General features: G+C 56.7%; 24 protein-coding genes. 10 read left to right on the top strand and 14 right to left on the bottom strand.

What is annotated here, in order from left to right; genetic code table 11:
* Positions 1–2: 2 nt before the first annotated feature.
* The 5 genes from glyQ to def form a co-directional block, all read right to left on the bottom strand.
* Positions 3–1,007, bottom strand: a complete 1,005-nt coding sequence (gene glyQ, locus FFI90_RS07280) for a glycine--tRNA ligase subunit alpha (RefSeq protein WP_144778263.1) — start codon at positions 1,005–1,007, stop codon at positions 3–5.
* Between the two features lie 201 nt (positions 1,008–1,208).
* Positions 1,209–2,582, bottom strand: a complete 1,374-nt coding sequence (gene trkA / locus FFI90_RS07275; protein WP_144777294.1) for a Trk system potassium transporter TrkA — start codon at positions 2,580–2,582, stop codon at positions 1,209–1,211.
* Positions 2,579–3,880, bottom strand: coding sequence for a 16S rRNA (cytosine(967)-C(5))-methyltransferase RsmB (gene rsmB, locus FFI90_RS07270; protein ID WP_144777293.1), 1,302 nt, complete (start codon positions 3,878–3,880; stop codon positions 2,579–2,581). The genes trkA and rsmB overlap by 4 nt, the downstream gene beginning before the upstream one ends.
* A 1-nt stretch (position 3,881) precedes the next feature.
* Entirely contained in the window at positions 3,882–4,817 is a 936-nt protein-coding gene (gene fmt / locus FFI90_RS07265; protein WP_144778262.1) for a methionyl-tRNA formyltransferase, read from the bottom strand.
* A gap of 91 nt (positions 4,818–4,908) precedes the next feature.
* Positions 4,909–5,412, bottom strand: a complete 504-nt coding sequence (gene def, locus FFI90_RS07260; RefSeq protein WP_144777292.1) for a peptide deformylase — start codon at positions 5,410–5,412, stop codon at positions 4,909–4,911.
* A gap of 400 nt (positions 5,413–5,812) precedes the next feature.
* Between def and FFI90_RS07255 the strand changes: the two genes are divergently transcribed.
* The 8 genes from FFI90_RS07255 (at position 5,813) to FFI90_RS07220 (ending at position 12,459) form a co-directional block, all read left to right on the top strand.
* On the top strand, positions 5,813–6,832 hold the full coding sequence (locus FFI90_RS07255; protein ID WP_144777291.1) for a LysM peptidoglycan-binding domain-containing protein: 1,020 nt from the start codon (positions 5,813–5,815) through the stop codon (positions 6,830–6,832).
* A gap of 67 nt (positions 6,833–6,899) precedes the next feature.
* On the top strand, positions 6,900–8,054 hold the full coding sequence (gene dprA, locus FFI90_RS07250) for a DNA-processing protein DprA (RefSeq protein WP_144777290.1): 1,155 nt from the start codon (positions 6,900–6,902) through the stop codon (positions 8,052–8,054).
* Between the two features lie 45 nt (positions 8,055–8,099).
* Entirely contained in the window at positions 8,100–8,672 is a 573-nt protein-coding gene (tsaC, locus tag FFI90_RS07245; protein WP_144777289.1) for an L-threonylcarbamoyladenylate synthase type 1 TsaC, read from the top strand.
* A gap of 8 nt (positions 8,673–8,680) precedes the next feature.
* Positions 8,681–9,607 carry an oxygen-dependent coproporphyrinogen oxidase gene (hemF, locus tag FFI90_RS07240; RefSeq protein WP_144777288.1) on the top strand — a complete coding sequence of 309 codons (927 nt, stop codon included), beginning with the start codon at positions 8,681–8,683 and terminating at the stop codon, positions 9,605–9,607.
* Positions 9,608–9,619: 12 nt separating this feature from the next.
* A complete protein-coding gene (aroE, locus tag FFI90_RS07235; RefSeq protein ID WP_144777287.1) occupies positions 9,620–10,447 on the top strand; it encodes a shikimate dehydrogenase in 828 nt (275 codons plus the stop codon).
* 68 nt (positions 10,448–10,515) lie between these two features.
* Positions 10,516–11,289 carry a MotA/TolQ/ExbB proton channel family protein gene (locus FFI90_RS07230; protein ID WP_144777286.1) on the top strand — a complete coding sequence of 258 codons (774 nt, stop codon included), beginning with the start codon at positions 10,516–10,518 and terminating at the stop codon, positions 11,287–11,289.
* A gap of 4 nt (positions 11,290–11,293) precedes the next feature.
* Positions 11,294–12,127, top strand: a complete 834-nt coding sequence (locus FFI90_RS07225) for a flagellar motor protein MotB (RefSeq protein ID WP_144777285.1) — start codon at positions 11,294–11,296, stop codon at positions 12,125–12,127.
* A gap of 32 nt (positions 12,128–12,159) precedes the next feature.
* Complete coding sequence (locus tag FFI90_RS07220; RefSeq protein WP_144777284.1) at positions 12,160–12,459, top strand: PA4642 family protein; 300 nt, start codon at positions 12,160–12,162, stop codon at positions 12,457–12,459.
* Between the two features lie 8 nt (positions 12,460–12,467).
* Here FFI90_RS07220 and FFI90_RS07215 read toward each other — a convergent pair whose 3' ends face one another.
* The 3 genes from FFI90_RS07215 to FFI90_RS07205 form a co-directional block, all read right to left on the bottom strand.
* Positions 12,468–14,018 (bottom strand): alkaline phosphatase family protein, encoded by a 1,551-nt coding sequence (locus tag FFI90_RS07215; protein WP_144777283.1) that lies wholly within the window; start codon positions 14,016–14,018, stop codon positions 12,468–12,470.
* 208 nt (positions 14,019–14,226) lie between these two features.
* Positions 14,227–14,676, bottom strand: coding sequence for an Hsp20/alpha crystallin family protein (locus FFI90_RS07210; protein ID WP_144777282.1), 450 nt, complete (start codon positions 14,674–14,676; stop codon positions 14,227–14,229).
* A gap of 176 nt (positions 14,677–14,852) precedes the next feature.
* Positions 14,853–15,395 (bottom strand): gamma carbonic anhydrase family protein, encoded by a 543-nt coding sequence (locus FFI90_RS07205; protein WP_144777281.1) that lies wholly within the window; start codon positions 15,393–15,395, stop codon positions 14,853–14,855.
* Between the two features lie 223 nt (positions 15,396–15,618).
* On the opposite strand from FFI90_RS07205, the gene prlC reads away from it, so the two are divergent.
* A complete protein-coding gene (gene prlC / locus FFI90_RS07200; protein WP_144777280.1) occupies positions 15,619–17,664 on the top strand; it encodes an oligopeptidase A in 2,046 nt (681 codons plus the stop codon).
* 57 nt (positions 17,665–17,721) lie between these two features.
* Positions 17,722–17,973: a YheV family putative zinc ribbon protein gene (locus tag FFI90_RS07195; RefSeq protein ID WP_144777279.1), complete on the top strand. Its 252-nt coding sequence runs from the start codon at positions 17,722–17,724 to the stop codon at positions 17,971–17,973.
* Between the two features lie 453 nt (positions 17,974–18,426).
* Here the strand turns inward: FFI90_RS07195 and FFI90_RS07190 are convergent, their stop codons facing one another.
* From FFI90_RS07190 to FFI90_RS07165, 6 genes are all read right to left on the bottom strand, one after another.
* Positions 18,427–19,749 carry a Na+/H+ antiporter family protein gene (locus FFI90_RS07190; RefSeq protein ID WP_144777278.1) on the bottom strand — a complete coding sequence of 441 codons (1,323 nt, stop codon included), beginning with the start codon at positions 19,747–19,749 and terminating at the stop codon, positions 18,427–18,429.
* A gap of 114 nt (positions 19,750–19,863) precedes the next feature.
* Complete coding sequence (locus FFI90_RS07185) at positions 19,864–20,094, bottom strand: DUF1653 domain-containing protein (RefSeq protein WP_144777277.1); 231 nt, start codon at positions 20,092–20,094, stop codon at positions 19,864–19,866.
* Between the two features lie 36 nt (positions 20,095–20,130).
* Positions 20,131–20,568, bottom strand: coding sequence for a group I truncated hemoglobin (locus tag FFI90_RS07180; protein ID WP_144777276.1), 438 nt, complete (start codon positions 20,566–20,568; stop codon positions 20,131–20,133).
* A 2-nt stretch (positions 20,569–20,570) separates the two neighbouring features.
* Entirely contained in the window at positions 20,571–21,470 is a 900-nt protein-coding gene (locus tag FFI90_RS07175; protein ID WP_144777275.1) for a DUF3034 family protein, read from the bottom strand.
* The gene (locus FFI90_RS07170; RefSeq protein ID WP_144777274.1) at positions 21,467–23,824 is read right to left on the bottom strand and encodes a putative bifunctional diguanylate cyclase/phosphodiesterase; all 2,358 of its coding nucleotides are present in this window, start codon (positions 23,822–23,824) and stop codon (positions 21,467–21,469) included. The genes FFI90_RS07175 and FFI90_RS07170 overlap by 4 nt, the downstream gene beginning before the upstream one ends.
* Complete coding sequence (locus FFI90_RS07165) at positions 23,824–24,489, bottom strand: methylamine utilization protein (protein ID WP_144777273.1); 666 nt, start codon at positions 24,487–24,489, stop codon at positions 23,824–23,826. The genes FFI90_RS07170 and FFI90_RS07165 overlap by 1 nt, the downstream gene beginning before the upstream one ends.
* Positions 24,490–24,519 lie beyond the last annotated feature (30 nt).

Below are 24,519 nucleotides of genomic sequence, written 5' to 3'. Positions count from 1 at the left end.
GATTATGCCTTACCCTCTGCCTGTTGTTCCTGCTTCGCTTTTTTACCTTTCTTGCCGTTAGCCTTGTTATCGGCCGCTTCGGCTATGGCCAGCACTTCCTGGCGCAGGGCCTCCGGGGCCAGCGGGAAGCCTAGCTTGCGCCGGCTGTCGAAGTAGGCCTGGGCAACGGCTCGGGCCAAAGTGCGTACCCGCAGGATGAAGCGCTGGCGTTCGGTGACCGAGATGGCGTGGCGGGCATCCAGCAGGTTGAAGGTATGAGACGCTTTCAGAACCTGCTCGTAGGCAGGCAGCGCCAGGCCGGCTTCAATCAGCCGGGCACTTTCACGTTCGTGGACATCAAAGCTCTGGAACAGGAACTCAACGTCTGCGTGCTCAAAGTTGTAAGTGGACATTTCCACTTCCTGCTGGTGGAACACGTCGCCATAGGTGACTACACCATCCGGGCCTTCTGTCCAGACGAGGTCGTAAACACTGTCGACGCCCTGCAGATACATGGCAATACGCTCGAGGCCATAAGTGAGCTCGCCGGTAACCGGGTAGCATTCAAGGCCACCCACCTGCTGGAAATAGGTAAACTGGGTGACTTCCATTCCGTTCAGCCAGATTTCCCAGCCCAGACCCCAGGCGCCCAGTGTGGGCGATTCCCAGTTGTCTTCTACAAAGCGGATATCGTGCACCAGAGGATCAAGCCCCAATGCTTTCAGTGAATCGAGGTAGAGCTCCTGAATATTGTCAGGCGATGGCTTGAGTACCACCTGGAACTGGTAATAGTGCTGCAGGCGATTCGGGTTCTCGCCGTAACGGCCGTCGGTGGGGCGGCGGCTCGGTTGCACGTAAGCGGCATTCCAGGTTTCCGGCCCTATGGCCCGCAGGAAGGTGGCCGGGTGAAAGGTGCCGGCGCCTACTTCCATATCCAGCGGCTGAAGCACCACGCAACCCTGTTGTGCCCAGAAATTCTGCAGAGCCAGAATCAGGCCCTGAAAAGTCCTGATGTCCGGAGTGCTGATGTTCTTTGCCTTGTCTGTCGCTCTGTCTGTCACAACGTTTGCCTGCTGATTCGGTCTGTGTGTATCCACTCTTCGACTCAATCTCGAGTTAGTATCGAGCCAATGTGCAATTTGCTCGCAAGAGGGTCATTCGGAAAAAAGGCGCATTATACGCGCGCCAAACCGGTATTTCTAAGTAGTCTTCATGCTCTTGATTTTGAACTAGAAGAAAGTGAGCCCCACGGAGAAGAGCTTTTCAACCTCCCGCACCCGCGATTTGTCTACCAGGAACAGGATCACGTGATCATCCGGTTGCACCCGCAGGTGGTCGTGGGCGATCAGTACTTCGTTGTGGCGGACAATCGCTCCGATGGTCGCGCCTTGCGGCAGGTTGATTTCATCAAGTCGTCTGCCAATCACCTTGGAGGATTTATGATCGCCGTGGGCGATGGCCTCAATGGCCTCGGCAGCGCCTCTGCGCAGTGAGTGAACGTTTACAACGTCGCCACGGCGCACATGAGTGAGCAAACTGCCGATGGTGGTCTGCTGGGGGGAAATCGCTACATCAATCTCGCCGCCCTGGATCAGATCCACATAGTCGGGGTTGTTGATCAGGGTGAACACCTTGCGGGCGCCCAGGCGCTTGGCCAGCAGCGAGGCCATGATATTGGCTTCGTCATCGTTGGTAACGGCGCAGAACACATCGGTATTTTCGATGTTCTCTTCAAGCAGTATGTCTTTGTCTGCGGCATTGCCTTCAAGCACGACCGTCTTGCGCAGGTTTTCGGAGAGCAGCACGCAGCGTTCGTGGTTACGCTCAAGCAGTTTTACCTGATAGCGGTTTTCCAGAGTGTGGGCCAGGCGCTGGCCGATGTTGCCGCCGCCGCAGATAAAAACCCGCTTGTAGTTTTTGACCAGCGGCTGGAGTTCGCTCATAACCGAACGAATGTGGTCGGCACCGGCAATGAAAAACACTTCATCACCATCCTCAATCACCGTATCGCCCTTAGGCATGATGGCGTGGTCTTTGCGAAAGATGGCTGCCACCCGGGTATCAATTTTGGGCATGTGCATACGAAAATAAGACAGCTCGCGCCCGACCAGAGGGCCACCCTCCGTGGCCCGAATGGCCACCAGCCGGACCAGGCCCTTGGAGAACTCCAGTACCTGCAGGGCACCCGGGTACTCGATCAGCCGTGTTATATGCCGGGTAACCAGGTGTTCCGGGCTGATCATGACGTCAATTGGAAAACCGCCCTCTCCGAACAGCTCGTTGCTGGAGAGATAGGCGCTGGCACGCACTCGGCTGATTTTGGTGGGTGTGCTGAACAGGATGCTGGCAACCTGGCAGGCGACCATGTTGGTCTCGTCGCTGTTGGTGACGGCTATCAGCATGTCCGCGTCATCCGCATCCGCCTGTCGCAAAACTGACGGGTAGGAGGCGTTGCCCTGTACCGTGCGAATGTCGAGGCGGTCCTGCAGCTCGCGCAGCCGAATGGCGTCTGTATCTATGACCGTAATATCGTTGGCTTCGCTGGCCAGATTCTCCGCCAGCGTGCCGCCCACTTGACCAGCACCGAGGATCAGAATTTTCATAATTCAGGTTTCTCCAGTACGGCATAGAAAAAGCCGTCATGGCTGATTGGATCGGGGAGAAGTTGTCGCCCCGCGCCTATATCGCGTCCCCACGGGACGTCTGGCTCAATAAGAACGGCGCTGCTCTGTTGTTTGAGAAACCTCTGGATTATACGGTGGTTTTCCTGGGGGAACACGGAGCAGGTTGCGTAGACCAGGCGCCCGCCCGGTTTGAGTACCGTCCACATGGCTTCCAGCAGTCCGAGCTGTATTGCAGCAAGTGGGACAACGTCGGTTTCCCGGCGCAACAGCTTGATGTCCGGGTGGCGACGGATAACGCCGCTGGCGCTGCAGGGTACATCCAGCAAAATGCGATCGAACGCTTTGCCGTCCCACCACTGTTCGGTGTCAGCAGCATCTGCTTGCAGCAAGCTTGCGTGTAAATCCAGGCGGTCGAGATTTTCCTGAACCCGGGGCAGGCGCGCAGCCGATTCGTCGATGGCAACTACCTCGGCCAGCTCTGCCTGGCTTTCGAGAATGGCACAGGTTTTTCCCCCAGGTGCTGCGCAGGCGTCCAGGACCCGCTGTCCCGGCGCCAGATCCAGCAGCGTGGTGCAAAGCTGCGCGGCCTCGTCCTGAACGCTGACAGCACCGTCGGCAAACCAGGGTAGCTGATCAACCTGCACCGGCCTGCCAAGCTGGATACCCTGGGGCGCGAACTGGGTGGCGGTCGCCTCGATACCTGCTTCGTTCAGCCACGCGAGATACTCATCGCGGTTAAAGCGCAGGGCGTTCACTCGCAGTGTCATGGGAGCCTGGGCGTTATTTGCCTCAAGAATCTGCTGCCAGTTGTCAGGCCAGTTATGGCGCAGCTTTTCTACCATCCAGACGGGATGACTGAAGCGACTGGCATCGTTTTCCGGCTCCGGCGCACCTTCGCGCTCGGCAGCCCGCAAAACGGCATTTACCAGGCCGGTGAGGTGAGGTTTGTCGAGCGCGCGGCAGGCCTCCACGGTTTCATTGAGAATGGCGTAGGTTGCCTGCTGGCTGAAGCGCAGCTGGAAAAGAGCGATCAACATAAGGTGGTGAACAATGCGGTCCGGCTTCTTTATCGGCTTTTTCAGCCGGCTGACCAGCTCACTGTCGAGACGATGAAACCAGCGGCACGTGCCGTAACAGAGGGCCTGAAGCACCGGGCGCTCGTTTAGGGCGAGGCGCTGCAGGGCCGGAGGCAGGCATTGGGATAAAGACTCGCCGTTTTCGACCGCCAACAGAACATCGGCAGCAATAGCGCGCATGGGCTGATCGTAGTCGCCCATGTCAGTGCAGCTCCTGTCCGGGTAACAGCAGCTGTTTACCACCGTTAATCAGGTCATTTACGCTCTGGGCGCGGGATCCTGGGAGCTGCAGCCGGGTGATGCGCAGAGTGCCGGTACCGCAGGCAACATCAATACCATCACGCTCCCGCTGTATCACGGTGCCCGCGGGCTCATGACTACTCTCACCGGCGGCAGTGGCCTCGTGGATCCTCAGGCGCTGCTGTTCCAGATCCGTGTAGGTACCGGGCCAGGGGTTGAAGGCGCGAATCAGGCGTTCGATGGCAGAGGCATCCTGTGACCAGTCGATATGACCTTCGTCCTTGGAGAGTTTGTGAGCGTAACTGGCCTGTTCGTCATCCTGAGCTTCGCCTTGGAGTTCGCCCTTTTCCAGCAGGCTCAGAGCTTCAACAATGGCCTGGCCACCCAACTCGGCGAGGCGGTCATGAAGGCTGCCGCCGGTATCATTGGCATGGATGGTGGTCAGGGATTTCAGGAGCATGTCGCCGGTATCCAGGCCTTTGTCCATCTGCATGATGGTAATGCCGGTGTCGGCATCACCGGCAGCAATGGCACGCTGGATAGGCGCCGCGCCACGCCAGCGCGGCAAAAGCGAGGCGTGAATGTTGAGACAGCCGTGGTCAGGAATGCTCAAAACCGCTTCCGGCAGAATCAGCCCGTAGGCGGCAACGATCATGACATCCGGCTGGAGATCTGCGAGTTCTTGCTGTGCATCCGGGGTTTTCAGGCTTTCCGGCTGGAATACCGGGATGCCGTTGTCCAGAGCAACCTGTTTGACGGGGCTGGGCTGCAGTTTACGGCCACGGCCGGCTGGCCGGTCCGGCTGGGAGTATACGCCCACGATGGTGTGGTGGGTGCCCAGCAGCGCTCTCAGAGCGGTTGCTGCAAAATCCGGAGTGCCGGCAAAAACGAGTCGCACGGTGTTGGGTCTCTGTTTCATTGAATACGAAAAGACCGGGCCATGGCCCGGTCCAGTACGTTCTACAAACTAATCATGCTTCAGGCCGTGTTCACGCACTTTGTTTTTGAAGCTTCTCCAGCTTCTTGCGAATACGGTTGCGCTTGAGGTTGCTGAGGTAGTCGACAAATAATTTGCCGTTCAGGTGGTCCATTTCGTGCTGGATGCAGACCGCCAGCAGGCCCCGGGCCTCTATTTCAAAGGGCTTTCCGTCACGATCCATCGCGCGAATGATGCAGTGTTCTATGCGCTCGACGTCTTCATAAAATCCGGGTACCGAGAGGCAACCTTCCTGCATGGCTTCTCGCTCACCATCCAGAACCTCAACCTTTGGGTTGATAAATACCCTCGGTTCAGTTTTGTCGTCGGACAGGTCCATAACGATGATCTGCTTGTGCACGTTCACCTGTGTCGCGGCCAAGCCAATGCCCGGCGCATCGTACATGGTCTCGAACATGTCGTCGATCAGCGTAAGGTCGGCATCCGTCAGTTCATCAACCGGCTTGGCGATGGTGCGTAGACGGGGATCCGGGTATTCGAGAATATCTAGTATCATAGTGTTCGTACTTTTGGCCTGTATGACGAACGCCAGGGTTGTTCACTGGCATTCATTATGGCTTTGCCTGACGTTTAACGTTGTCTTTTGTAACCGTGTGAAAGCAATCTCTGAAATGCGACAGCGTACTGCGCAAATTGTTCCTCTCACATTAATATGAGCAGCGTCATGCACCTTTGGGTACATTATCCAACAATTCGCCGATTGAGTACAAACTGATCAGGCAATAGTTAAAATCTTTTGCAAATGGCATAGAATTTACTGGAAGAACAAAAGATAACATCACAATTTGCGAGACTTCTTCTATAGTAACTTGCATAACAACGTAATAAGCTGCAGACAACTGGCTGCATCCTTACCAGAATTCACAGAATCAAGCACGCGATCAAGGACTTAGACAATGAGGAAACTGCTGTACGCTCTGGCAGCCACTACGCTGCTATTAACCTCCTGGGCTCACGCTGCACCAGAACTGCGGTCTGATCATCCTGAGCGTTACACTGTTGTGAAGGGTGATACCCTGTGGGACATTTCCGGGCGTTTTTTGAGCAACCCGTGGTATTGGCCGGAAATCTGGCACGTTAACCCGCAGGTTGCCAACCCGCACCTGATTTACCCGGGCGATCGTCTTGCCCTGGTTTATATCGATGGCAAGCCCAGAATCACCAAGGTAACTTCCAACAACGGTGTTGTGAAGTTGTCACCGAAGGTGCGTTCGGAGCAGATTGATACACCTATCCCTGCAATCCCACTGGATGCAATAGGCAGCTTTCTGACGGATACCCGCATCGTCAGCGCGGATTTGATCAACCAGGCACCTTATGTGCTGGAAGGCCGAGACAGTCGCATTCTGACCGGCGCGGGTGACCGGGTGTATGCGCGCGGTGAAAAGCCGGCCGACAAGGTGGGTATTTTCCGCCGCAGTAAGGAATTTGTCGATCCGGACACCGGAGAATTTCTCGGCCTGGAAGCACGCAGTATTGCTCGTGGCGATGTTGTTGCCGAAGACGGCGATGTTCTGACCCTGAACCTGACACGCTCCAGTGAAGAGGTGCGTATAGGGGATCGCTTGCTGGTGAATGAAGACCGTCGTCTGACCACCAGTTTTGTGCCAAGCTCTCCCGACCAGCAGATCGAAGGTAAAATGATCTCGGTGGACGGCGGTGTTACCCAGATTGGTCAGTACAATGTGGTTGCCATCAATCGCGGCAGCCGTGAAGGCCTCGAAGCCGGTAACGTGATGGCGATTCTCAAAAGCGGTAGTCTGGCGCGCGACCCCGTTACTAACGAGACAGTCGAATTGCCCTCCGAGCGAGCCGGTTTGCTGATGGTGTTCCAGGTTTATGAAAAAATGAGTTATGGACTGATACTGCAGGCAACACGCCCGCTGACGGTAGGTGACAAGGTCACAAACCCCTGATTCCATAATTGGTTAATCAAAAGCCGGGCCAGGAAGGCCCGGCTTTGTTGTCTTCAAGGATGATGCCGTGTTTTCCTCTCCTTCTGCGCAGTGGTTGTTTCTAACCTGTTTGCCCAAGTTCGGGCGCGCCCGTCGGCGGGCCATGCTCGCAACAATTCCCGAGCTCACTGACCTTCTTGTCAAAAACTCCGCGACACTCCGGGCGCATGGCCTGCATGCTGAAACTGTTGCGGCAATTCTTGCATGGCAGCAGCAAGATGAAGCAAATGCTTCGGTAAACTCAGTCCGGCAGGCTCTTCTTGATTGTGAGCGACATGGCATTGAAATTGTGAGCTGGCAACAACCCGACTATCCGGAAGCTCTGAGGCACATTCACGATGCGCCTCTGGTGTTGTTTGCCCGAGGTGATGTTCGCCTTTTGAGTTATGAACAGATTGGTATTATTGGCAGTCGCAACGCCACGCCTGCCGGGTTGGATCACGCCCGGCGCTTTGCGGCAGAGCTGAGCAACCGGAATCTGCTGGTAACCAGTGGCCTTGCACTGGGTGTTGATGGTGCCGCGCACGCCGGAGCCCTGGATGCCGGGCACGCGACAATTGCAGTCATCGGCTGTGGCCTTGACCGAATCTACCCGAACCAGCATCGCCGGCTTGGTGAGCGGGTTATTGAGGAAGGCCTGATGGTATCTGAGTATCCACCGGGCACGCCCGCAAGAGCTGCACACTTTCCCCAGCGTAACCGTATCATCAGCGGCCTGAGCCGTGGCATTCTGGTGGTGGAGGCCGGTTTGAAAAGTGGTTCCCTGATCACCGCCCGTATGGCTCTGGAACAAGGGCGCGAGGTTTTCGCCATTCCCGGATCCATTCACAGCCCGGTGGCGCGCGGCTGCCACCATTTGATCAAACAGGGCGCCAGGCTCGTTGATACAGTCGACGATGTCCTGGAAGAACTGGGTGCGTCCTGGTCGCTGCCTTCCGGTTGCGCGGTATCAGCTCTGGCGCCCGTGAAGCGATCCAGGGACAGTTCGGTTACGAGCCCGACGCAAGCTTTGGACCGCCGGGAAATCGCGGTGTTTGAGGCATTAGGGTATGATCCCCAGTCAACCGATGCACTGTGTTCGGCAACTGGTCTTCCGGCCGATCAGCTTGTCCAGTCTCTTCTGCTTCTCGAGCTTGAAGGGTTGGTGAGCTCCGCTCCCGGAGGTTTTCAGAGAATCGCTTGAGCCCGGTGTAATGATTAATTCCGTTTTTGGTCTGAAAACATCAGCATGGCTGCGCCAAACCCTTTAAACGAACTGCAGTTACAGCTTGCCCGCAGTGCGATCCTGCGAGGCGGCGTTATCGCCTACCCCACCGAGGCAGTCTGGGGCCTTGGGTGTGATCCCTGGAATCTGCAGGCGGTAACACGCATTCTTGAGCTCAAGAACCGACCGATGGAAAAAGGCCTGATTCTGGTAGCGGCGTCTGTGGAGCAGATTCGCTTTCTGCTGAACCCCCTGTCCGAAGAACTCCAACTGGCGGCTTTGGGCTATTGGCCCGGCCCGGTGACCTGTTTGCTGCCAGATGTAAACAGACAGGTTCCTGACTGGGTACGTGGCAGCCATAGCTCGATTGCTGTCAGAGTCAGCGAGCATCCGGTGGTTAAAGCCCTGTGTGAGAGCGCCGGCATGCCTCTGGTATCCACGTCCTGCAATCCGGCTGGGCAAGAGCCGGCCCTCGACGCCTCACAGGTTCACCGCTACTTTGGCGACCAGCTCGACCAGATTGTTCCGGGCGACCTTGGCGGTAACCGGAAACCCAGCCGAATTATTGATATTGTCAGCGGAAAACAGCTTCGTTAGGAGAATTCATGCCACAGCAACCCGATAGTAATGCGGTCAAGCAGTATCTGCTTGGCTTGCAGGACGCCATCTGTCAACGCCTGGAAGCATTGGAAGGCGGTACAGAGTTGGTTCGCGACGCTTGGGATCGCCCCGAAGGCGGCGGCGGTGTGAGCCGTGTGATCAGTGATGGTCGCATCTTCGAAAAAGGTGGGGTCAACTTTTCCCACGTAATGGGCGAGACCATGCCGGCGTCGGCCACAGCACATCGCCCCCATCTGGCTGGTGCGCCCTGGCAGGCTATGGGTGTCTCCCTGGTGATTCACCCGAACAACCCTTACGTGCCTACGTCCCACGCCAACGTAAGATTTTTCATCGCCACGCCGAAGAATGCGGAACCGGTTTACTGGTTTGGAGGTGGTTATGACCTGACCCCGTATTACGGCTTTGACGAGGATTGCGTGCACTGGCACAAAACAGCCAAAGACGCCTGCGCACCGTTTGGTGAGGACACGTATCGCCGCTACAAAGACTGGTGCGATGATTACTTTTACCTGCGCCATCGGGATGAACCGCGGGGTGTTGGTGGGCTTTTCTTCGACGACCACAACACCGGAGATTTTGAAAAGGATTTTGCTCTGATGAAGTCCGTGGGTGACAGCTATATTGAAGCCTATGAACCTATCGTACGGCGCCGCATGGATCACGCTTACGGTGAGCGTGAGCGGGATTTCCAGCTCTACCGGCGCGGGCGTTACGTTGAGTTCAACCTGGTGTACGACCGCGGCACCCTGTTTGGCCTGCAGTCTGGTGGGCGCACAGAATCCATTCTGATGTCGCTGCCTCCGCTGGTGCGTTGGGACTACAGCCGGGTACCGGAGGCGGGCAGCGAAGAAGCACGCCTGACAGAGCATTTTCTCACCGGGCGCGATTGGCTGGCCGGCGAATCGCAGTAAGCGGGGTTAGTAATGAGCAATCAGCTTTATGCGGTGGTGGGCCACCCGGTCAGCCACAGCAAGTCGCCGAGAATCCACAGCCTGTTTGCCAGGCAAACCGGCGAACCGGTTGAGTACACATCGATTCAGGCGCCTCTGGATGGCTTTGCTACGACCGTTCGCGAGTTCTTTGACGGCGGCGGCGGGGGGTTGAACGTAACGGTCCCCTTCAAGGAACAGGCATGGGAGCTGGCGGGGCGCCGTACAGTGCGTGCAGAAAAAGCCGGTGCAGCCAATACGTTGTATCACAACAGCGATGGCCAACTGGTGGCCGACAACACCGATGGACATGGCCTGGTGCGGGATCTTACGATCAACCACGGCGTTCAGCTCAAGGGTGCCCGGGTACTGATTCTGGGCGCTGGAGGTGCCGTTCGCGGCGTTCTGGGTCCCTTGCTTGAGCAGCAGCCATCGAGCCTGATGATCGCAAATCGTACCCTGGCCAAAGCCGAAGCACTGGCTAGATTGTTTGCCGATGAGGCACGTGCTACCACCCTCGGCGCCTGTGGATTTGAAGCTCCGGATCAGCCATTTGATGTCATTATCAATGGCACCAGCGCCAGCTTGCAGGGCGACTTGCCCCCTCTTCGCACAAATGTGATCGCGGCAGGCACAGTTGTTTACGACATGATGTATTCTTTGCAGGCAACCACGTTTAACCAGTGGGCTCTGGATAATGGGGCCGTCCGGGTATTTGATGGTCTGGGCATGTTGATTGAGCAGGCCGCAGAATCCTTCCGTGTGTGGCGGGGAGTGCAGCCGGACACAGCGCCGGTTATTGATGCGTTGCGCAACGACTGAGAGATTGCACCGCACCGGGCCAGTCTCAGAGACAACAACCCGTCAGGGCTATCCAATAAGGGCTATGCATGGACATTCTTACCCTCGTAGGGCTTGTCGCCGGTATTCTGATTGTGATTCTGGCAATGCTGGCAAACGCCTCGCTTCTTACCTTTCTCAACCTGCCAGGCCTGGCGATAGTGGTGGGTGGCACCTTTGCGGTAACCCTCATAAAGTTCCGCATGTCATCCGTAATGAGCGCCTTTCGCCTGGCCATGAGTGCTGCGTTTACTGATAAGGTCGAGCGGCCTGCGGAGCTGATCCGTGAGGTGGGCGCGCTGGCTCTGGTGGTACGCAAGGAAGGCATTCTGGGGCTGGAAAACCATCAAACCGGTAATGAATTCCTGCAGAAAGCCATCAACCTGTGTGTGGATGGGCACCCGCCCGAGCTGGTTGAAGAAGCACTGGCTCAGGAGTCCCAGCAGATGGCAGAACGTTACGAGGTGGCTGAGCGGGTATTTCGGGGCATTGGAGAGTCTGCCCCTGCCATCGGTATGCTGGGCACCCTGGTGGGTCTGGTACAGATGCTCAACTCGCTGGATGATCCCTCCTCCATCGGCCCCGCTATGGCGGTTGCTCTGTTAACCACCCTTTACGGTGCGTTCATTGCCCAGCTGATAGCTCTGCCCCTGGCGGACAAACTTCAGCTCAAGGCGGAAGACGAAAGCCGCAACCAGATTCTGATCATCACATCCATGCGCAACATCATGCGCGGCGAGAACCCCAGAGTGATGACTGAACTGCTCTCCTCGTTTGTAACGCCAGAACACCGCACTGGGCTGGTACCGGAGCGGGAGGCCTGAGGTTTTGCAATCTATCCCGAACATCCGAAAGCCCCGGCAAAAAAATCAAACGCCTGCGTGGATCGTTACCTTTGCGGATCTTGCAACGCTGCTGCTGACATTTTTTATTTTGCTGTTGTCATTTGCGGAAATGGATATTGAAAAATACAAAGCCATGGCCAATTCCATGTCCGTTGCGTTTGGTTCTGCCAATGTGCTGTCTGATAGTATTGGTGGTTCGCCGATTACTTTGGTGGAATCAGATACCGTATCTTTGCCAGAGCCCACCGACTCACAGACCCGGGATCCCGAGTTCATTGATGAACGTGCGCCAGACACGGAGACCACGGTTATTTCAGGCGGCGTGATCGATCTGGCCAGCCGCATGATCGGCGAACTGGAAGCCGAAGTGGCTTCCGGGGCTTTGAGTGTCAATTACGACAAAAACAAAGTGGTTATCCGGTTCTCTGAAGAAGCCACCTTCCGCTCTGGCGAGGCGTCCATCAAACCGGAGATGATCCCGATCATCGAGCGGGTAGTTGGCGTTCTGGCTGGTTGCACCGGCGATGTGCTGGTTTCCGGCTACACCGATGACAGGCCTATCTCCAGCAGCCGGTATCGCTCCAACTGGGACCTGTCCGCAGCCCGTGCGGTATCTGTGGTGCATGAGCTGGTCATGAGCCAACAGGTGCCGGCTGAGCGTGTGGTTGCCGCTGGTCGTGCTGAAACCAACGCACTTGCCCCGAACGACACGCCTGAAAACCGCGCGCTGAACCGCCGGGTGGAGATCGCCATCCGTGATCCGGAATGCGATGAATCCATTTCCACCGGGGACCTGCCGGTAGAAATACGGCCCTGATTGAAAATTTAACGAACAAGGAGAAACTGATTGTGAGTGGACCAGATAAACCCAAAGTCATTGGTGAAGAATGGAGTGATGAACGGGTAAAGAGCCATCTGATTACCCAGCCTGATGGCGAAAATTCAGATTACACGGCATTGCTGAAAGCCTATGAGGCCATGAGGGCTGAAGATTTTGAGCGTTTTGTAGGCTTCTTCGTAGAAGCGGGCCGGGATCTCAACGCGGTGAACGACAGCGGCGAAACCATACTGGATAGAATCGCGGAGCATCGCAAAGGCGTGGACTATGCCCGTGCATTGGAAAACGCGGGCGCAAAAAAAAGTTCCTGAGGGCGATTTTAAAGAGTGCCATATTGCCGGTGCAGAAATGGCCGGAGTTGGCTCATGGAGGCGCCCATCGTTTGGAGGTCGGGCCTGGTGCCGAGCTGGAATCCTGGCAGCTCGCCGGATAGAAACGGTGTAACCAGCGCCGGATCGCCACTGATGATGTGGACGATGACATCCCGACTGGCGTTCTCGCCGGTTATCAGTGGGGCGGGTTGATGATCGCCAAGAATGATCATCAAAGTGTTCTCTTCTACATATCGGGCTGCGAAGCCACTGGCAACGGTCAGCGTATAAGCGATTGCCTGGGCATAGTGGTGACGGACGCGGCCGGGATCACGCCAAAGAGACACAGGCGTTTCTCCCGCTCCCTTCCAGCGCTCGAACACCTGTCCGGTGCCAATGCTATTCCAATCCTCGATAACCGGCAGGATCGGAACCCAGGGTGCATGACTGCTGATCAACGCAAGCTCTGCGAACAGTGGTTCTGGTGTCTGTTCCCGCAGCTTCTGAAACCAGCGCCAGGTGTACTGATCCGGCATGGTCACCCAGTTGAAGGCAGGCCCCTGATAATCCATATCGTCATGACCGTAGATGTGCTCGTACCTTAGTAGCCGGCCCTCGGGCCAAGCTTTGGTGATAGCCGGCATCACCGCCAACGTCTTATGGCCGGTGCTGCGAAAGTCGTCGACAAGGGTTGGATAGCTGCTACTGAGGAAAGTCTCGTAGGCGAGCTGGTTATGAACCCATTGCCCACTAAGCACCGAGAGGTGCCCAAGCCAGGATTGCCCCCCCTGGACAGGCGATTGCAGCCGTCCGGTTACGACGGTCAGGCCTGCCGAGTCCAGTTCCCTGGCCATTGATTCAAGGCTTTGATCGATCATTGAATGGTAGCGATCGTCTGTCAGGGTGGATACGCCATAGGATTCAAGAAAGCCCAGAATCACATCTTTACCGGCCAGCCGCGCCAAGGGTTGCGGATTTGGACCAGCCCCCGGCTGATTCCGAAGTTGCTCGGCAAAGGCCTCGGTCGTCCGGTGGGTATGAATCACCAGAGACGCCTGATTGGCCACGAACGCCAGCGCCGGGCTGCCGATAAGGGGCGTTGCCGCTCCTGCAATAACGAGGCCTGCCACCAGCAAAACCGGCTTGGCAGGATTTCCCCGCGAGTGATAGCCCAGACGCTGCAGGCTTGTATGAAACAGCCAGCCCAGGCTTGCCAGAAGGCCCGCGAGAAGCACAAGAGCCAGAATCGCAATCAGTGTGCCCAGATTGGTTTCCAAAAGGTTCCAGGCGGCACCCAGCAATCTGAGCTCCAGGTACAGATTCAGTCCACGCCCCAGGCTTTCACGAACGAGCGCGTCCGCAAGCACCAAGAATGCCAATCCACTGTAGATGACCGCCAGGGCCGTGGTGATGGGGTGACGCCGATATGGGTTCGGCTGCAGACAGCACAGAGCCCAAAGTCCGATTGCCTCAATTGATAGCCAGGGCATGGCGCCCGGCAAGGCCAGAGCCGGAATTAAAAACAGACTGTTAAGTAGCAGCAGCCAGAACAGCATCATGATGCACGCTCTCCATTAGCGCTCGTGGATACGAGACATACGGCTTCAGACTGCTGTTCAGACCTTTCGTTTACGCCTTGGTAAGTTATGTATCGTGTGGCCCGATATAATTCGCAATCGCTACCAGTTTAAACCTTACCGAGCAAAAAAAAGCTGTGGCCGGGAGCTGACTCCCGGCCACAGCATCAATCACAAAAAGTGAAGTGAGTTACTGTACGTCTACCTCAATGGCTTTGGGCTCTTTCGGCTCTGCCTTCTGTATGGTGAGCGTCAACAGGCCATCCTTGAAATTGGCTTTCACACTATTGTCGTCAACATTTTCCGGCAATGTGAAGCGGCGCATGAAGCTGCCATAGAAACGCTCAACGCGATGCACCTTTTTGTCATCGGATTTTTCCTCATGCTTCCGCTCTCCCTCAATGGATAGCACGCCGTCGCGCACGGTTACCTTCACGTCCTTTTTGTCCATACCTGGCAATTCTGCCTCTATGGTGAAGGCGTTGTCCGTTTCCTTGATGTCGACGGCTGGGGCCCAGTCACTGCGACTGAACAGGTCTTTGCCTTCGCTGCCAGTGCGTGACACGCCAAACATCCGGTTATAACGACCCATCAGGTCTTCAAGTTCATTGATCGGGTTCCAGCGGGTAAGGTTGCTCATAAGAAGCTCCTCTATTGTCTACACAAACGAATTTGAAAAAATCAGCCTCGTTCCCGGAACTGCTCTGCGTACTGGCTTTAGCCGGTCGGATATCCGTGAACATCCGCTATTAACGAATGTATGAACACCGGATTATTTTTCAAGCCCTCTCGAACGCGATCAAAAATTAACCAGAATTATAGTTTCAGCTCAGTCAGGTATTCATCCTTGAGCTTCACGTAATTGGCTGCCGTGTATGCAAAAAACGAACGCTCGTTCTCGCTCAAAGGCCGAGCTTTCTTGCATGGTGAGCCGACATAGAGATGCCCGGACTCCAGCGTCTTCCCAGGCGGCACCAGACAGCCCGCAGCCACGATCACCTCATCCTCCACCACTGCTCCGTCCATAATGATACAGCCCATACCCACCAGTACACGGCTACCAATGGTGCAGCCATGTAGCAGAGCTTTATGCCCCACGGTTACATCGTCGCCAAGGGTAAGCGGATAACCGCCCGGGTTATAATCACTGGCGTGGGTAATATGCAGCACGGAACCGTCCTGAATGCTGCAGCGGTTGCCGATACGGATCTTGTGCATATCGCCCCGCACCACGGTCATCGGCCAGATGGAGCAATCGTCACCGGTTGTAACATTACCGATAACCACAGCACTGGGATCCACCAGAGTGCGTGCTCCGAAATTTGGCGTGCTACCCTTGTGAGAACGTACATTCGTCATTACATATACTCGATAGATGAGATTATTCCCCGAGTTTGGGGAGTTCGGTTGGAAGGTCTTTCCAAAACCGTGCGGAGCCATGGATGGCGGAGCCGAGCCTACAGGGATGTATTTACGGCGTGTTTTGGAAAGACCTTCCAACCGAACTCCATTCCCGGGGCCCAAGACGCTAGTGTCGTTTGTGTCACGCTACTTTACCAACTCATTGCTGAGAAGGGGATCCATGAATAACCCGTTACTGACAGATGATTTGCTGCCAAGGTTTGACCATGTTCGCACCGAGCACATGGAAACGGCGATTGACCAGATTCTCAGCGAAAACCGCGTGAAAATCGCCAGCCTGGCTCAAAACGAAGACCCCGACTGGGACACTCTGGCCCAGCCCATGCAGTCGCTGGAAAACAAACTGAGCAACGCCTGGTCCGTCATTTCGCACCTCAATGGCGTCATGAACAACGACGACCTGCGCAAAGTCTACAAAAACTGCCTGGAAAAGCTCACTGAATACAGCACCGAGTTGAGCCAGAACACCGCCCTGTGCGAAGCCTACAAAAAGCTTGCAGCCCGGGATGATTTCAGCGAACTGAGCGAAGCCCAGCGCAAATCCGTAGATAATACCTTGCGAGACTTCCACCTTGGGGGTGTCGACCTGCCCGACGCCCAGAAAAAGCAGTATGCAGCCCTCTCGCGGGAGCTATCGGAGCTCACCAACAGCTTTAGCGATAACGTCCTGGACGCCACCCAGCACTGGTTCAAGCACATTACCGATGTGGAAGAACTGGCGGGCATCCCTGAATCCGCTCTTGAAGGCGCGAAACAGGCCGCCAGTCAGAAAGAGCTGGATGGCTACGTGATTACCCTGGATTTCCCCAGCTTCTTCCCGGTTATGACCTATTGTGACAACCGAGAGTTGCGCCGCGAGGTCTATGAGGCGTTTGTTACCCGTGCATCCGATGTGGGGCCAGACGGCGGCACTTGGGACAATACCCAGGTTATGGCTGAAATTCTCAAGCGCCGCCATGCCCTGGCAAAACTGCTGGGCTTTAACAACTACGCTGAGCGCTCCCTCGCCACCAAAATGGCCCGGGACAGCGACGAAGTACTGGGTTTTCTCAACGAGCTGGCGGCCAAGTCCAAGCCGGTCGCTGAGAAAGACTATGCTGAGCTCAAAGCCTTCGCGAAAGACCAGTACGGCCTGGATGACCTGAAGGCCTGGGACGTAGGCTACTACAGCGAAAAACTGCGCCAGCAGCGCTACGACATCTCCCCCGAAACCCTCCGCCCCTGGTTCCCGGTCGATAAAGTGGTTCCCGGGTTGTTCCGGGTTGCGGAGAAGCTGTTCGACATACAGATTGAAGCCAAACCAGAGGTGGAAACCTGGCACGACGATGCCACCGCCTACTGCATCAGCCGCAACGGTGAGCCGATTGCCTGGTTCTACTTCGACCTTTTCGCCCGCCAGGGCAAGCGTGGCGGTGCCTGGATGGCCGACTGCCGGGTACGCTGGCGCAACCTGCGCGGCCAGTTGCAGCTGCCGGTAGCCTTCCTCACCTGCAACTTCACGCCGCCGGTGAACGGCAAACCGTCTCTGCTCACCCACGACGAAGTCACCACTTTGTTCCACGAATTCGGCCATGGGCTGCATCACATGTTGACTCAGGTGGACGTCATGGATGTTTCCGGCATCAACGGCGTGGCTTGGGACGCGGTAGAGCTGCCCAGCCAGTTCCTGGAAAACTGGTGCTGGAACCCAGAGTCTTTAGCGTTGATTGCCAGCCACCACGAAACCGGAGAGCCGTTGCCGGAAGACTTGTTGCAGAAACTGCTGGCTGCTAAAAACTTCCAGTCCGGCATGGCCATGGTGCGGCAGTTGGAATTCTCTCTGTTCGACTTCCGTCTGCATGCGGAATTCACCGAAGAGGCCCCCACCAACCCGCTGCACATGCACCGCAAAGTGCGCGAAACCATCGCGGTGGTAGACTCTCCGGAGTTCAACCGTTTCCCGAACTCGTTCTCGCACATTTTTGCTGGCGGGTACGCAGCGGGCTACTACAGCTACAAGTGGGCGGAAGTGCTGGCTGCAGATGCCTTCTCGTTATTCGAGGAAAACGGCATCTTCGACCCGGAAACCGGCATGGCGTTCCTGCAGAACATTCTGGAAAAAGGCGGGTCTCAGGAGCCAATGGAGCTGTTCAAAGCGTTCCGTGGCCGCGAGCCGCAGGTAGATGCGCTGCTGAAGCAGACCGGTATGACGGACGAAGCCGCCTGATCCAACCCCCTCCGGTGGTCGTTATGGCCACCGGGGTCTTTAATCTGGAGTTACGTTATGGCGACCCCAAAACGTTTTATTGCCGGTGCCGTTTGTCCCCGCTGTGCGGAGATGGACAAGATTATGATGTTCACCGACGATGATGGTGAGCAGATTCGCGAGTGTGTGGCCTGTGGCTTCACTGATGCGGTATCGGATGCCGAGAAGCCTGCTGATCCTGAGTTGGAGACTCGGGTTAACAAGCGCGACAACGACGATGATCATACGGTTAAGCAGGTTGTTTTTTTTAAGGCTGGGTCTGAGGACTAAAGATTGAAGACTGTAGCCTGCTGGCTTGGCGGGGTGCGAGGTCGCGGCGATATATTTTTCTTCTGGGAAAAAACAACTCGCTGCGCTCAGACATTTTTTTCCCGGCAGAAAAACATCTCCCCACGTCCTCTTGTTCCTACTGCGAAGATAGATCGGTTTAAAAGATAAGGAAGTTCGGTTCGTTCAGTATGGCTTGGTTTCAGGTTTCAGGTTTCAGGTTTCAGGTATTAAGAGTTGCCAGCCGTAAAAGCCTTGCTAAGAACGCTTCCCGTCCCCATTTTTTCCCTAAGATATCTGTACTGTTTGCTCAGAGGGTGCGGGGGTACTTTTCTGGCGGAAAAAAGCAACTCGCTGCGCTCAGACATCTTTTTTCCGCCAGAAAAGTACCCCCGTGACCTCGCAGCCCCCAAACCAGCAGGCTACAAACGAAGGCAAACTCCAAAGTTCCCTAAATCAGAGAACCATAGCCGCCAACCACCCAAAGCCGAGTAACGGCAGGTTGTAGTGCAGGAACGTGGGCACCACGGAATCCCAGATGTGGTTGTGCTGGCCGTCTACGTTGAGGCCGGCGGTGGGACCGAGGGTGGAATCGGAGGCCGGGGAGCCCGCGTCGCCCAAGGCGCCGGCGGTGCCGACGAGGGCGACGATGGCGAGGGAGCTGAAGCCCATTTCCAGGGCCAGGGGCACGTAGAGGGCGGCGATGATGGGGATGGTCGAGAAGGATGAGCCTATGCCCATGGTGATCATCAGGCCGACCACCAGCATCAAAAGCGCGGCCATTGGCTTGTTGCTGCCGATTATGTCTACAGAGCTTTGTACCAGAGTGGCGATTTCACCGGTTTCACGCATTACTTCTGCAAAACCCGAAGCCGCGATCATGATGAAGCCGATCATGGCGAGCATTTTCATGCCCTCGGTAAACAGGTCATCGGCTTCTTTCCATTTTACTACGCCAGAAAGGTTGAAGAGCAGGAAGCCTGCCAGAGCACCCAGGATCATCGAGCCCAGCCAGAGCTGAACCACAAAGGCCACCACAATGGCAATAACGGCCATGATCAGTGTGCCAGAGCTGTAGGATACGTTTACGCGCTCGGTGCGGGTAATGGCTTCGAGATCGTATTCACGCTCGCCGCGGTAGGTGAAGAATACTGCAACCAACAGGCCACAGAGCATGCCAAGGGCTGGCAGGGCCATGGCGTGCATAACGCTCAGGCCTTCTGTTTCGCCGCCGTTGGTGCTGATTTTGGCCATCAGGATGTCGTTCAGGTAGATGCCGCCGAAGCCGATGGGCAGGAACATGTAGGGTGTGATCAAGCCAAAGGTGAGCGCACAGGCGACGAGCCGGCGATCCATTTTCAGTTTGGCCATCACGTAGAGCATGGGCGGAACGACCAGCGGAATGAATGCGATGTGGATAGGCAGGATATTCTGTGACGACAGGGCGATCAGGATCAGCACGCCGATGATCATGTAGCGCACGCTTTTGGCCGCCGCGCTGTTTTCTTGCTGGCCAACCATAGCGAGGGTCTTGTCTGCCAGTGCATGGGCCAGGCCGGATTTGCCGATAGCAACGGCGAAGGCGCCAAGGGTCGCATACGAAAGCGCAACGGTAGCACCACCGCCGAGGCCGTTGTTAAAGGCTTCAATGGTGGCTTCCAGGGACAGTCCGGCGATCAGGCCACCACAGACGGCGCCGACGATAAGGGCAACAACAACGTGGATGCGGGCCAAACTCAGCACGAGCATGATCAGCACCGCGGCAACAACGGCATTCATGGGAAAACTCCGGGTAGGGGTATTGGTTATCCGGCCTTCTCGCGAAGGCAGGCATCATGAAAACGCGGTAATGTGCAGTAATTGACCGGCTTAGTCAAAGGGCTTGTGTAATGATCAGGCGTTATCAATACGCGCAAAGCGCGGAACTTGCTCTCCTGCAACGGTGACGGTTTCGCGGAACATGGAGAGTGGTCGTACCCAAAGACTGTAATCGCCGTACAGGCAGCGATAAACGACCAGTTTTTCCTCGGTTTCGCTGTGGCGGGCAATGTCGATCACTTCGTAATCCTTACCCTTGTAGTGCCGATAGCGGCCGGGCAGGATTTCAATTTTTTTTTCAGTCATGCTGGTGTCGCGCCTCGTTTTCGTTATCCCGGGTTTTCAAAGATGCCGGATATCCGGGTACAGTGGCAGCAGTTGTTTGATCAGCCGGTTCTGCGCTGCTGTTGGTACATGGTTTTTCTCCATGGCCAGGATAAGGTTTTCCGCCAGGGCATTAAACTGGGTGTCGGTAATCCCCATGGCTGCGTGCAGCTCCCGCATCTTGCGCCCGGAATACTCACAGGGGCCACCACTGAGCTCACACAACTGGTCTGTTAGGTTGCGGTGGAACTGGGCAACATCCATACCCTTGAACTGTTCGTTGATGCGTTCGTCGTCCACGATGAGGTAGAGCAGGTCTTCCACAACACTGGCGATTCCGGTGCGCTCTCCGAGTTGCAGGTACAAGTTATTGTCCGGCTCTTTGTGAAGGCTCTGGCAGCCGCTCAGAAGCAGGCCGGCGGTAATCATCAGAACTGAAATGTACGTCTTCGGCATGATCAGAAGCTCCCCTGCAAAGACAGATAAACACCCTGCTGGTCTTTCAGAGTGGCAATGTCGCCAAGGTTTACGAACGCCGCCGTTACTGCAAGCCGGCGATCAGGAACCCAGGCAACAAATACGTCCCACCAGTCGTCCTCACGGGCAAAACTCAGGTTATCCGGCTTCTGTCGGTACTCGGCTCCGATCAACCATTGGCGGTTAATAAACACGCCGGCGCCGGCTTCGGCCATGAATTCATAGCCGTTATTGAGATCGCCACCAAAACCCAGCAAACCGCCCTGGTTGGCCCGGGTTCCGCGCACGGTGGCGTTCACCAGCAGGTTGCGACCAAGCACGGCGGCAAAAAACACTTTCGAGCCGGAGAAGTACACGTCCGTGCCGCTGTCATCCCGGGCGCCGATGGCTTGGGGCACGGTAAAATCCCGTTGCCGCTTGTGTTGAACGCCAGCAGACCATTGGCCCCAGGGGCTATAGAGAGCGTCGCCCGCCAGCCGCACTTTCACCCCGAAGATGTCCTGGTTGAGCTCATCCTGCTCCAGCCCGAAGCCGTTTTTGAGGGTAAACACCAGACTGTCCAGATCCAGGGTCTGGCGCGCAACGGTGATTTCAATCCGGTTGTTCCAGTTCCAGCCGGCACCGGCAACCGAGAGTGTGTAGTCGTCCACCTCGGCTCTGCTAAGGGCGACAGTGCTGCCCCACTCTTCATCACTGGCGTAGCTGCCAAGTAAGGCCCAGGGCACCAGCCCGCCGCCGGCGCTGCCTTCTATGGTGGTCACGCCACCTGTTGCCCAGAGGCGGCTGCCCACATCGGCCATGGCCAAGGGTGTTGCAAGAAACCCCAGGGCCAGCAAAGGCGCGAACCTTGCGGCAGCCGGTTTGTTGGAAAAACGTATCATGAAGAATGCTCCGGCGTGGTGTCGGCCAGCTCCTGCTGACGTTCTGCAATGACTGTGGCAGCTTGCGCAAGGTCACCTGCAGAAACCGGACGGCTCAGATAAAAGCCCTGGCCGACGTTGCAGCCCCAGGACTGTAGCAACTTCCAGGTTTCCAGGTTTTCGATACCTTCTGCGACCACCTTGAGGCCAAGTCCATGGGCCATATCGATGGTGGATTTTACGATCAGCTGGTCCTGAGGTTCGGCGTTCAGTCTGAGCACAAAGGATTTATCTATTTTCAATTCCTGAACCGGCAGTTTGCGCAGCTGGGATAGTGATGAATAACCGGTGCCAAAATCGTCAACAGAAAGCGTGACGCCCAGATCCCGCAGGCGGTTCAGTGTGGCCATGGCTTCTATCGGGTCTTCCATCACGGCGCTTTCTGTCACTTCCAGAGTGATGCGCTCCATACTGTGGTGCCAGCCAGCAAAAATGGTTGTTATGCGTTCAGTCAGGGCCGGCCAGGTCAGGTCCATTGCGGAAAGGTTGATCGCCACACCCATATCCAGGCCGGCGTTGAACCAGCTCCGGGCATCGTTGGCAACCCGTTGCAGAATATGATCGGTGAGGTCGTTGATCTGCCCGGACTGCTCTGCCAGAAAGATGAACTCTTCCGGTGATATGAAGCCCAGCTCCGGATGTATCCAGCGCACCAGAGCCTCCACCTGGAGTAACTGCCCGGTGTGATTATCCAGCTTGGGCTGATAGTTCATGTGCAGGCCCCCGTGACGGACCGCACTGTGCAGATCGGAGACCAGCTTGAGTTCGCGCAGGTGGTTTTCATCCCGCCCGGGCTCGTAACGTGTGACCGCAGCACCCTGTTGCAGGGCCTGCTCAAAGGTCAGGTTTACTCGCCTTCTCAGCTCATTGGTCTGGCTGGCATCGGTAGGCAGTTGCAGTGTTATCAGGTTGGCGCGCAGAGAAAACGGGGTGTTGCCGACATCGAGGGGCAATACCACGGCGTTGTGCAGCGCCAGAGCCCGCTGTTCCAGCGCTTCGGGGCTGTGTACCGGAACCAGCGCGAGGAACTCACCGCCGCCGGTACGAGCAATCAGGCTGGCATCCGGGAGTTCATCGCGCAGCCGTTGCGAGAGGCCCAGCAGGACTTTGTCGCCGAACTCAATACCGAGCGTATCGTTGATGTTTGACAGATCGCTCACGCGCACGCCAATCAAGCTGCAGGGCACGCCGGCGTCAAAGTGCTCCTTCGCCATGTCCATAAGCGCGTGACGGTTGCCCAACCCTGTCACTTCGTCGTGGGTTGCGGCATGGCGGATTTCCGCTTCGCGGCGAGTGAGCCGGGCGAGTGTATCCCGCAGAGCGTTGCGCAGTTCGCGCAGCTCACCGCCAGAGCGGATGTCGGGAGCTCGCGGGTTATCCCCCCGCCCGACGGCCCTTGCGTAGTGGGCAAGTTGCAGCACTGGCCGGCCCAGATACCTTGCGGTCAGCAGCGCCAGCACTGTGGCAAACAGCATGATCACCGTGACCAGCAGGGCAATTTCCAGAGCCCGGCTGTAGTAGTTCTGCAGGCTGGCTTCCCGGCTGATCATCAGAACCGCCTCGAAGACGCCTTGCCCGGAAGCACCAAGGTTCAGTGTGCGAGTGAAGTGACGGGTACTTTCGATGAAGTTCTGGCCGCCTGCCGATTTGACAAGTGCCGGCTCGCTGCCACTGTCGATATCAGAGGATGCCGCAAAGCTGGTGAAGCCACCGGGCGTGTTCGCGCTCGTGCGGAAAATGACGGAGCTGCCGCTAAGCCTCGCAATAATGTTGGCCAGCGTCTGATCCATCTCGAAGCCTGCCACCAGCCATGCCCGTAATCCAGGCGCTTCCACGGGGACGATGAGCACTTCGTAGCCGCGCTGGTCAATCGTCAGGAGTGAGCGGTCGGCTCCGTTATTGCGGGCGTTGGCAAGTTGCGCGGCGGTAGCGCCCGGCAAAGCGCTGGATAGCGTTGATGCCAGAAGCTCTCCCTGGCTATCCAGCAACGTGGCAAAATCCGCCCCAACGCGTCTGCTGTGATTCTCCAAGGCGCTGCTGAGGGTTGCGGGATCACGGCTGGCGATGGCCGAGCGGAAGCCAAAGTCGCGTACAACGATGCTCAAACGAGAGAGCTCGAGATCGGTGCGGCGCTCAATCACTTCGTTGGTCAGGCGCTCGGCTATGCTGAGCTGCTCCAGGGCCCGGCGTTTTTCGTCTTCAAACAGGTACACCATCAACAGCGCGCCAATCAGCAGACTCACCAGGGCAACCAGGGCAACCATGGCCGTAACCAGCCGGCCGCGGAACCCGATGCGGTTTACCCAGCTGGCCATCAAAGCTCCCGGAAGCGCTTCTGAAGGTGGTCGAGAGGGCCTTCGTTGCGTGGTTCGGGCTGCAGTTCAATGCTGACAATTTCGGCAGTCGCATTTGCCAGGCTGGCAACATCGATTTCCTGAATCACGGGCCTGGTGTTGTCCTGCAGGCGGGGGTGCCAGATATTCAGGCTGAGCGAGCCGGGTGGCGGGGATGCGCCGAAGTCCAGCGCGAGCGTTACCTCCCCCTGCTCGTTGGTCTGTCCGATGGCGCGGGTGTCAGCCACAACAATGAACGCCTTCATGTGGTCGTGAATATTACACCCGAGCTCAACAATGCCGGGCTGATCAAACAAAACGGATGTTTCGGGCACGCCCGCATAGAGCTCGAGATTAAAGGTTTTAGTCGGCGAGAAGGAGTAGACATGATGCTGGGTGTTGTCACGATTCGGAAAGTCCACGCTGGACCCGACCGGAAGGATCAGTATATGAGGGTGAAACATTCGGTCTTTCTGAAACATTTCGGCCCGTAAGGGGGAAGCCTGGCTACCATCATTCAAATACACCACGGCACCGGTTACCGGGCCGGCGCCGCCCGCAATCTGAACCCGGAGGGTCAGTTCATCTGACAAGACAGAAGCTGGCACCAGGCAACAAGCCAGCAGCAAACCCGTTTTCATCTTCATTATCGCTATGAACCTTTCAATCGCGCAGAG

Origin of the sequence: Marinobacter maritimus, assembly GCF_007671675.1 — a bacterium.
Taxonomy (GTDB): domain Bacteria; phylum Pseudomonadota; class Gammaproteobacteria; order Pseudomonadales; family Oleiphilaceae; genus Marinobacter; species Marinobacter maritimus.
The sequence above is the reverse complement of the archived record's forward strand: the minus strand, read 5'-3'. Positions and strand labels throughout refer to the sequence as shown.

What these genes read in the sequence shown, in the direction of transcription:
- trkA (WP_144777294.1), bottom strand. Translation starts at nt 2,582, where the DNA reads ATGAAAATTCTGATCCTCGGTGCTGGTCAAGTGGGCGGCACGCTGGCG.
- rsmB (WP_144777293.1), bottom strand. Translation starts at nt 3,880, where the DNA reads ATGGGCGACTACGATCAGCCCATGCGCGCTATTGCTGCCGATGTTCTG.
- def (WP_144777292.1), bottom strand. Translation starts at nt 5,412, where the DNA reads ATGATACTAGATATTCTCGAATACCCGGATCCCCGTCTACGCACCATC.
- FFI90_RS07255 (WP_144777291.1), top strand. Translation starts at nt 5,813, where the DNA reads ATGAGGAAACTGCTGTACGCTCTGGCAGCCACTACGCTGCTATTAACC.
- tsaC (WP_144777289.1), top strand. Translation starts at nt 8,100, where the DNA reads ATGGCTGCGCCAAACCCTTTAAACGAACTGCAGTTACAGCTTGCCCGC.
- hemF (WP_144777288.1), top strand. Translation starts at nt 8,681, where the DNA reads ATGCCACAGCAACCCGATAGTAATGCGGTCAAGCAGTATCTGCTTGGC.
- aroE (WP_144777287.1), top strand. Translation starts at nt 9,620, where the DNA reads ATGAGCAATCAGCTTTATGCGGTGGTGGGCCACCCGGTCAGCCACAGC.
- FFI90_RS07230 (WP_144777286.1), top strand. Translation starts at nt 10,516, where the DNA reads ATGGACATTCTTACCCTCGTAGGGCTTGTCGCCGGTATTCTGATTGTG.
- FFI90_RS07215 (WP_144777283.1), bottom strand. Translation starts at nt 14,018, where the DNA reads ATGATGCTGTTCTGGCTGCTGCTACTTAACAGTCTGTTTTTAATTCCG.
- FFI90_RS07210 (WP_144777282.1), bottom strand. Translation starts at nt 14,676, where the DNA reads ATGAGCAACCTTACCCGCTGGAACCCGATCAATGAACTTGAAGACCTG.
- FFI90_RS07205 (WP_144777281.1), bottom strand. Translation starts at nt 15,395, where the DNA reads ATGACGAATGTACGTTCTCACAAGGGTAGCACGCCAAATTTCGGAGCA.
- prlC (WP_144777280.1), top strand. Translation starts at nt 15,619, where the DNA reads ATGAATAACCCGTTACTGACAGATGATTTGCTGCCAAGGTTTGACCAT.
- FFI90_RS07195 (WP_144777279.1), top strand. Translation starts at nt 17,722, where the DNA reads ATGGCGACCCCAAAACGTTTTATTGCCGGTGCCGTTTGTCCCCGCTGT.
- FFI90_RS07190 (WP_144777278.1), bottom strand. Translation starts at nt 19,749, where the DNA reads ATGAATGCCGTTGTTGCCGCGGTGCTGATCATGCTCGTGCTGAGTTTG.
- FFI90_RS07185 (WP_144777277.1), bottom strand. Translation starts at nt 20,094, where the DNA reads ATGACTGAAAAAAAAATTGAAATCCTGCCCGGCCGCTATCGGCACTAC.
- FFI90_RS07180 (WP_144777276.1), bottom strand. Translation starts at nt 20,568, where the DNA reads ATGCCGAAGACGTACATTTCAGTTCTGATGATTACCGCCGGCCTGCTT.
- FFI90_RS07175 (WP_144777275.1), bottom strand. Translation starts at nt 21,470, where the DNA reads ATGATACGTTTTTCCAACAAACCGGCTGCCGCAAGGTTCGCGCCTTTG.
- FFI90_RS07170 (WP_144777274.1), bottom strand. Translation starts at nt 23,824, where the DNA reads ATGGCCAGCTGGGTAAACCGCATCGGGTTCCGCGGCCGGCTGGTTACG.
- FFI90_RS07165 (WP_144777273.1), bottom strand. Translation starts at nt 24,489, where the DNA reads ATGAAGATGAAAACGGGTTTGCTGCTGGCTTGTTGCCTGGTGCCAGCT.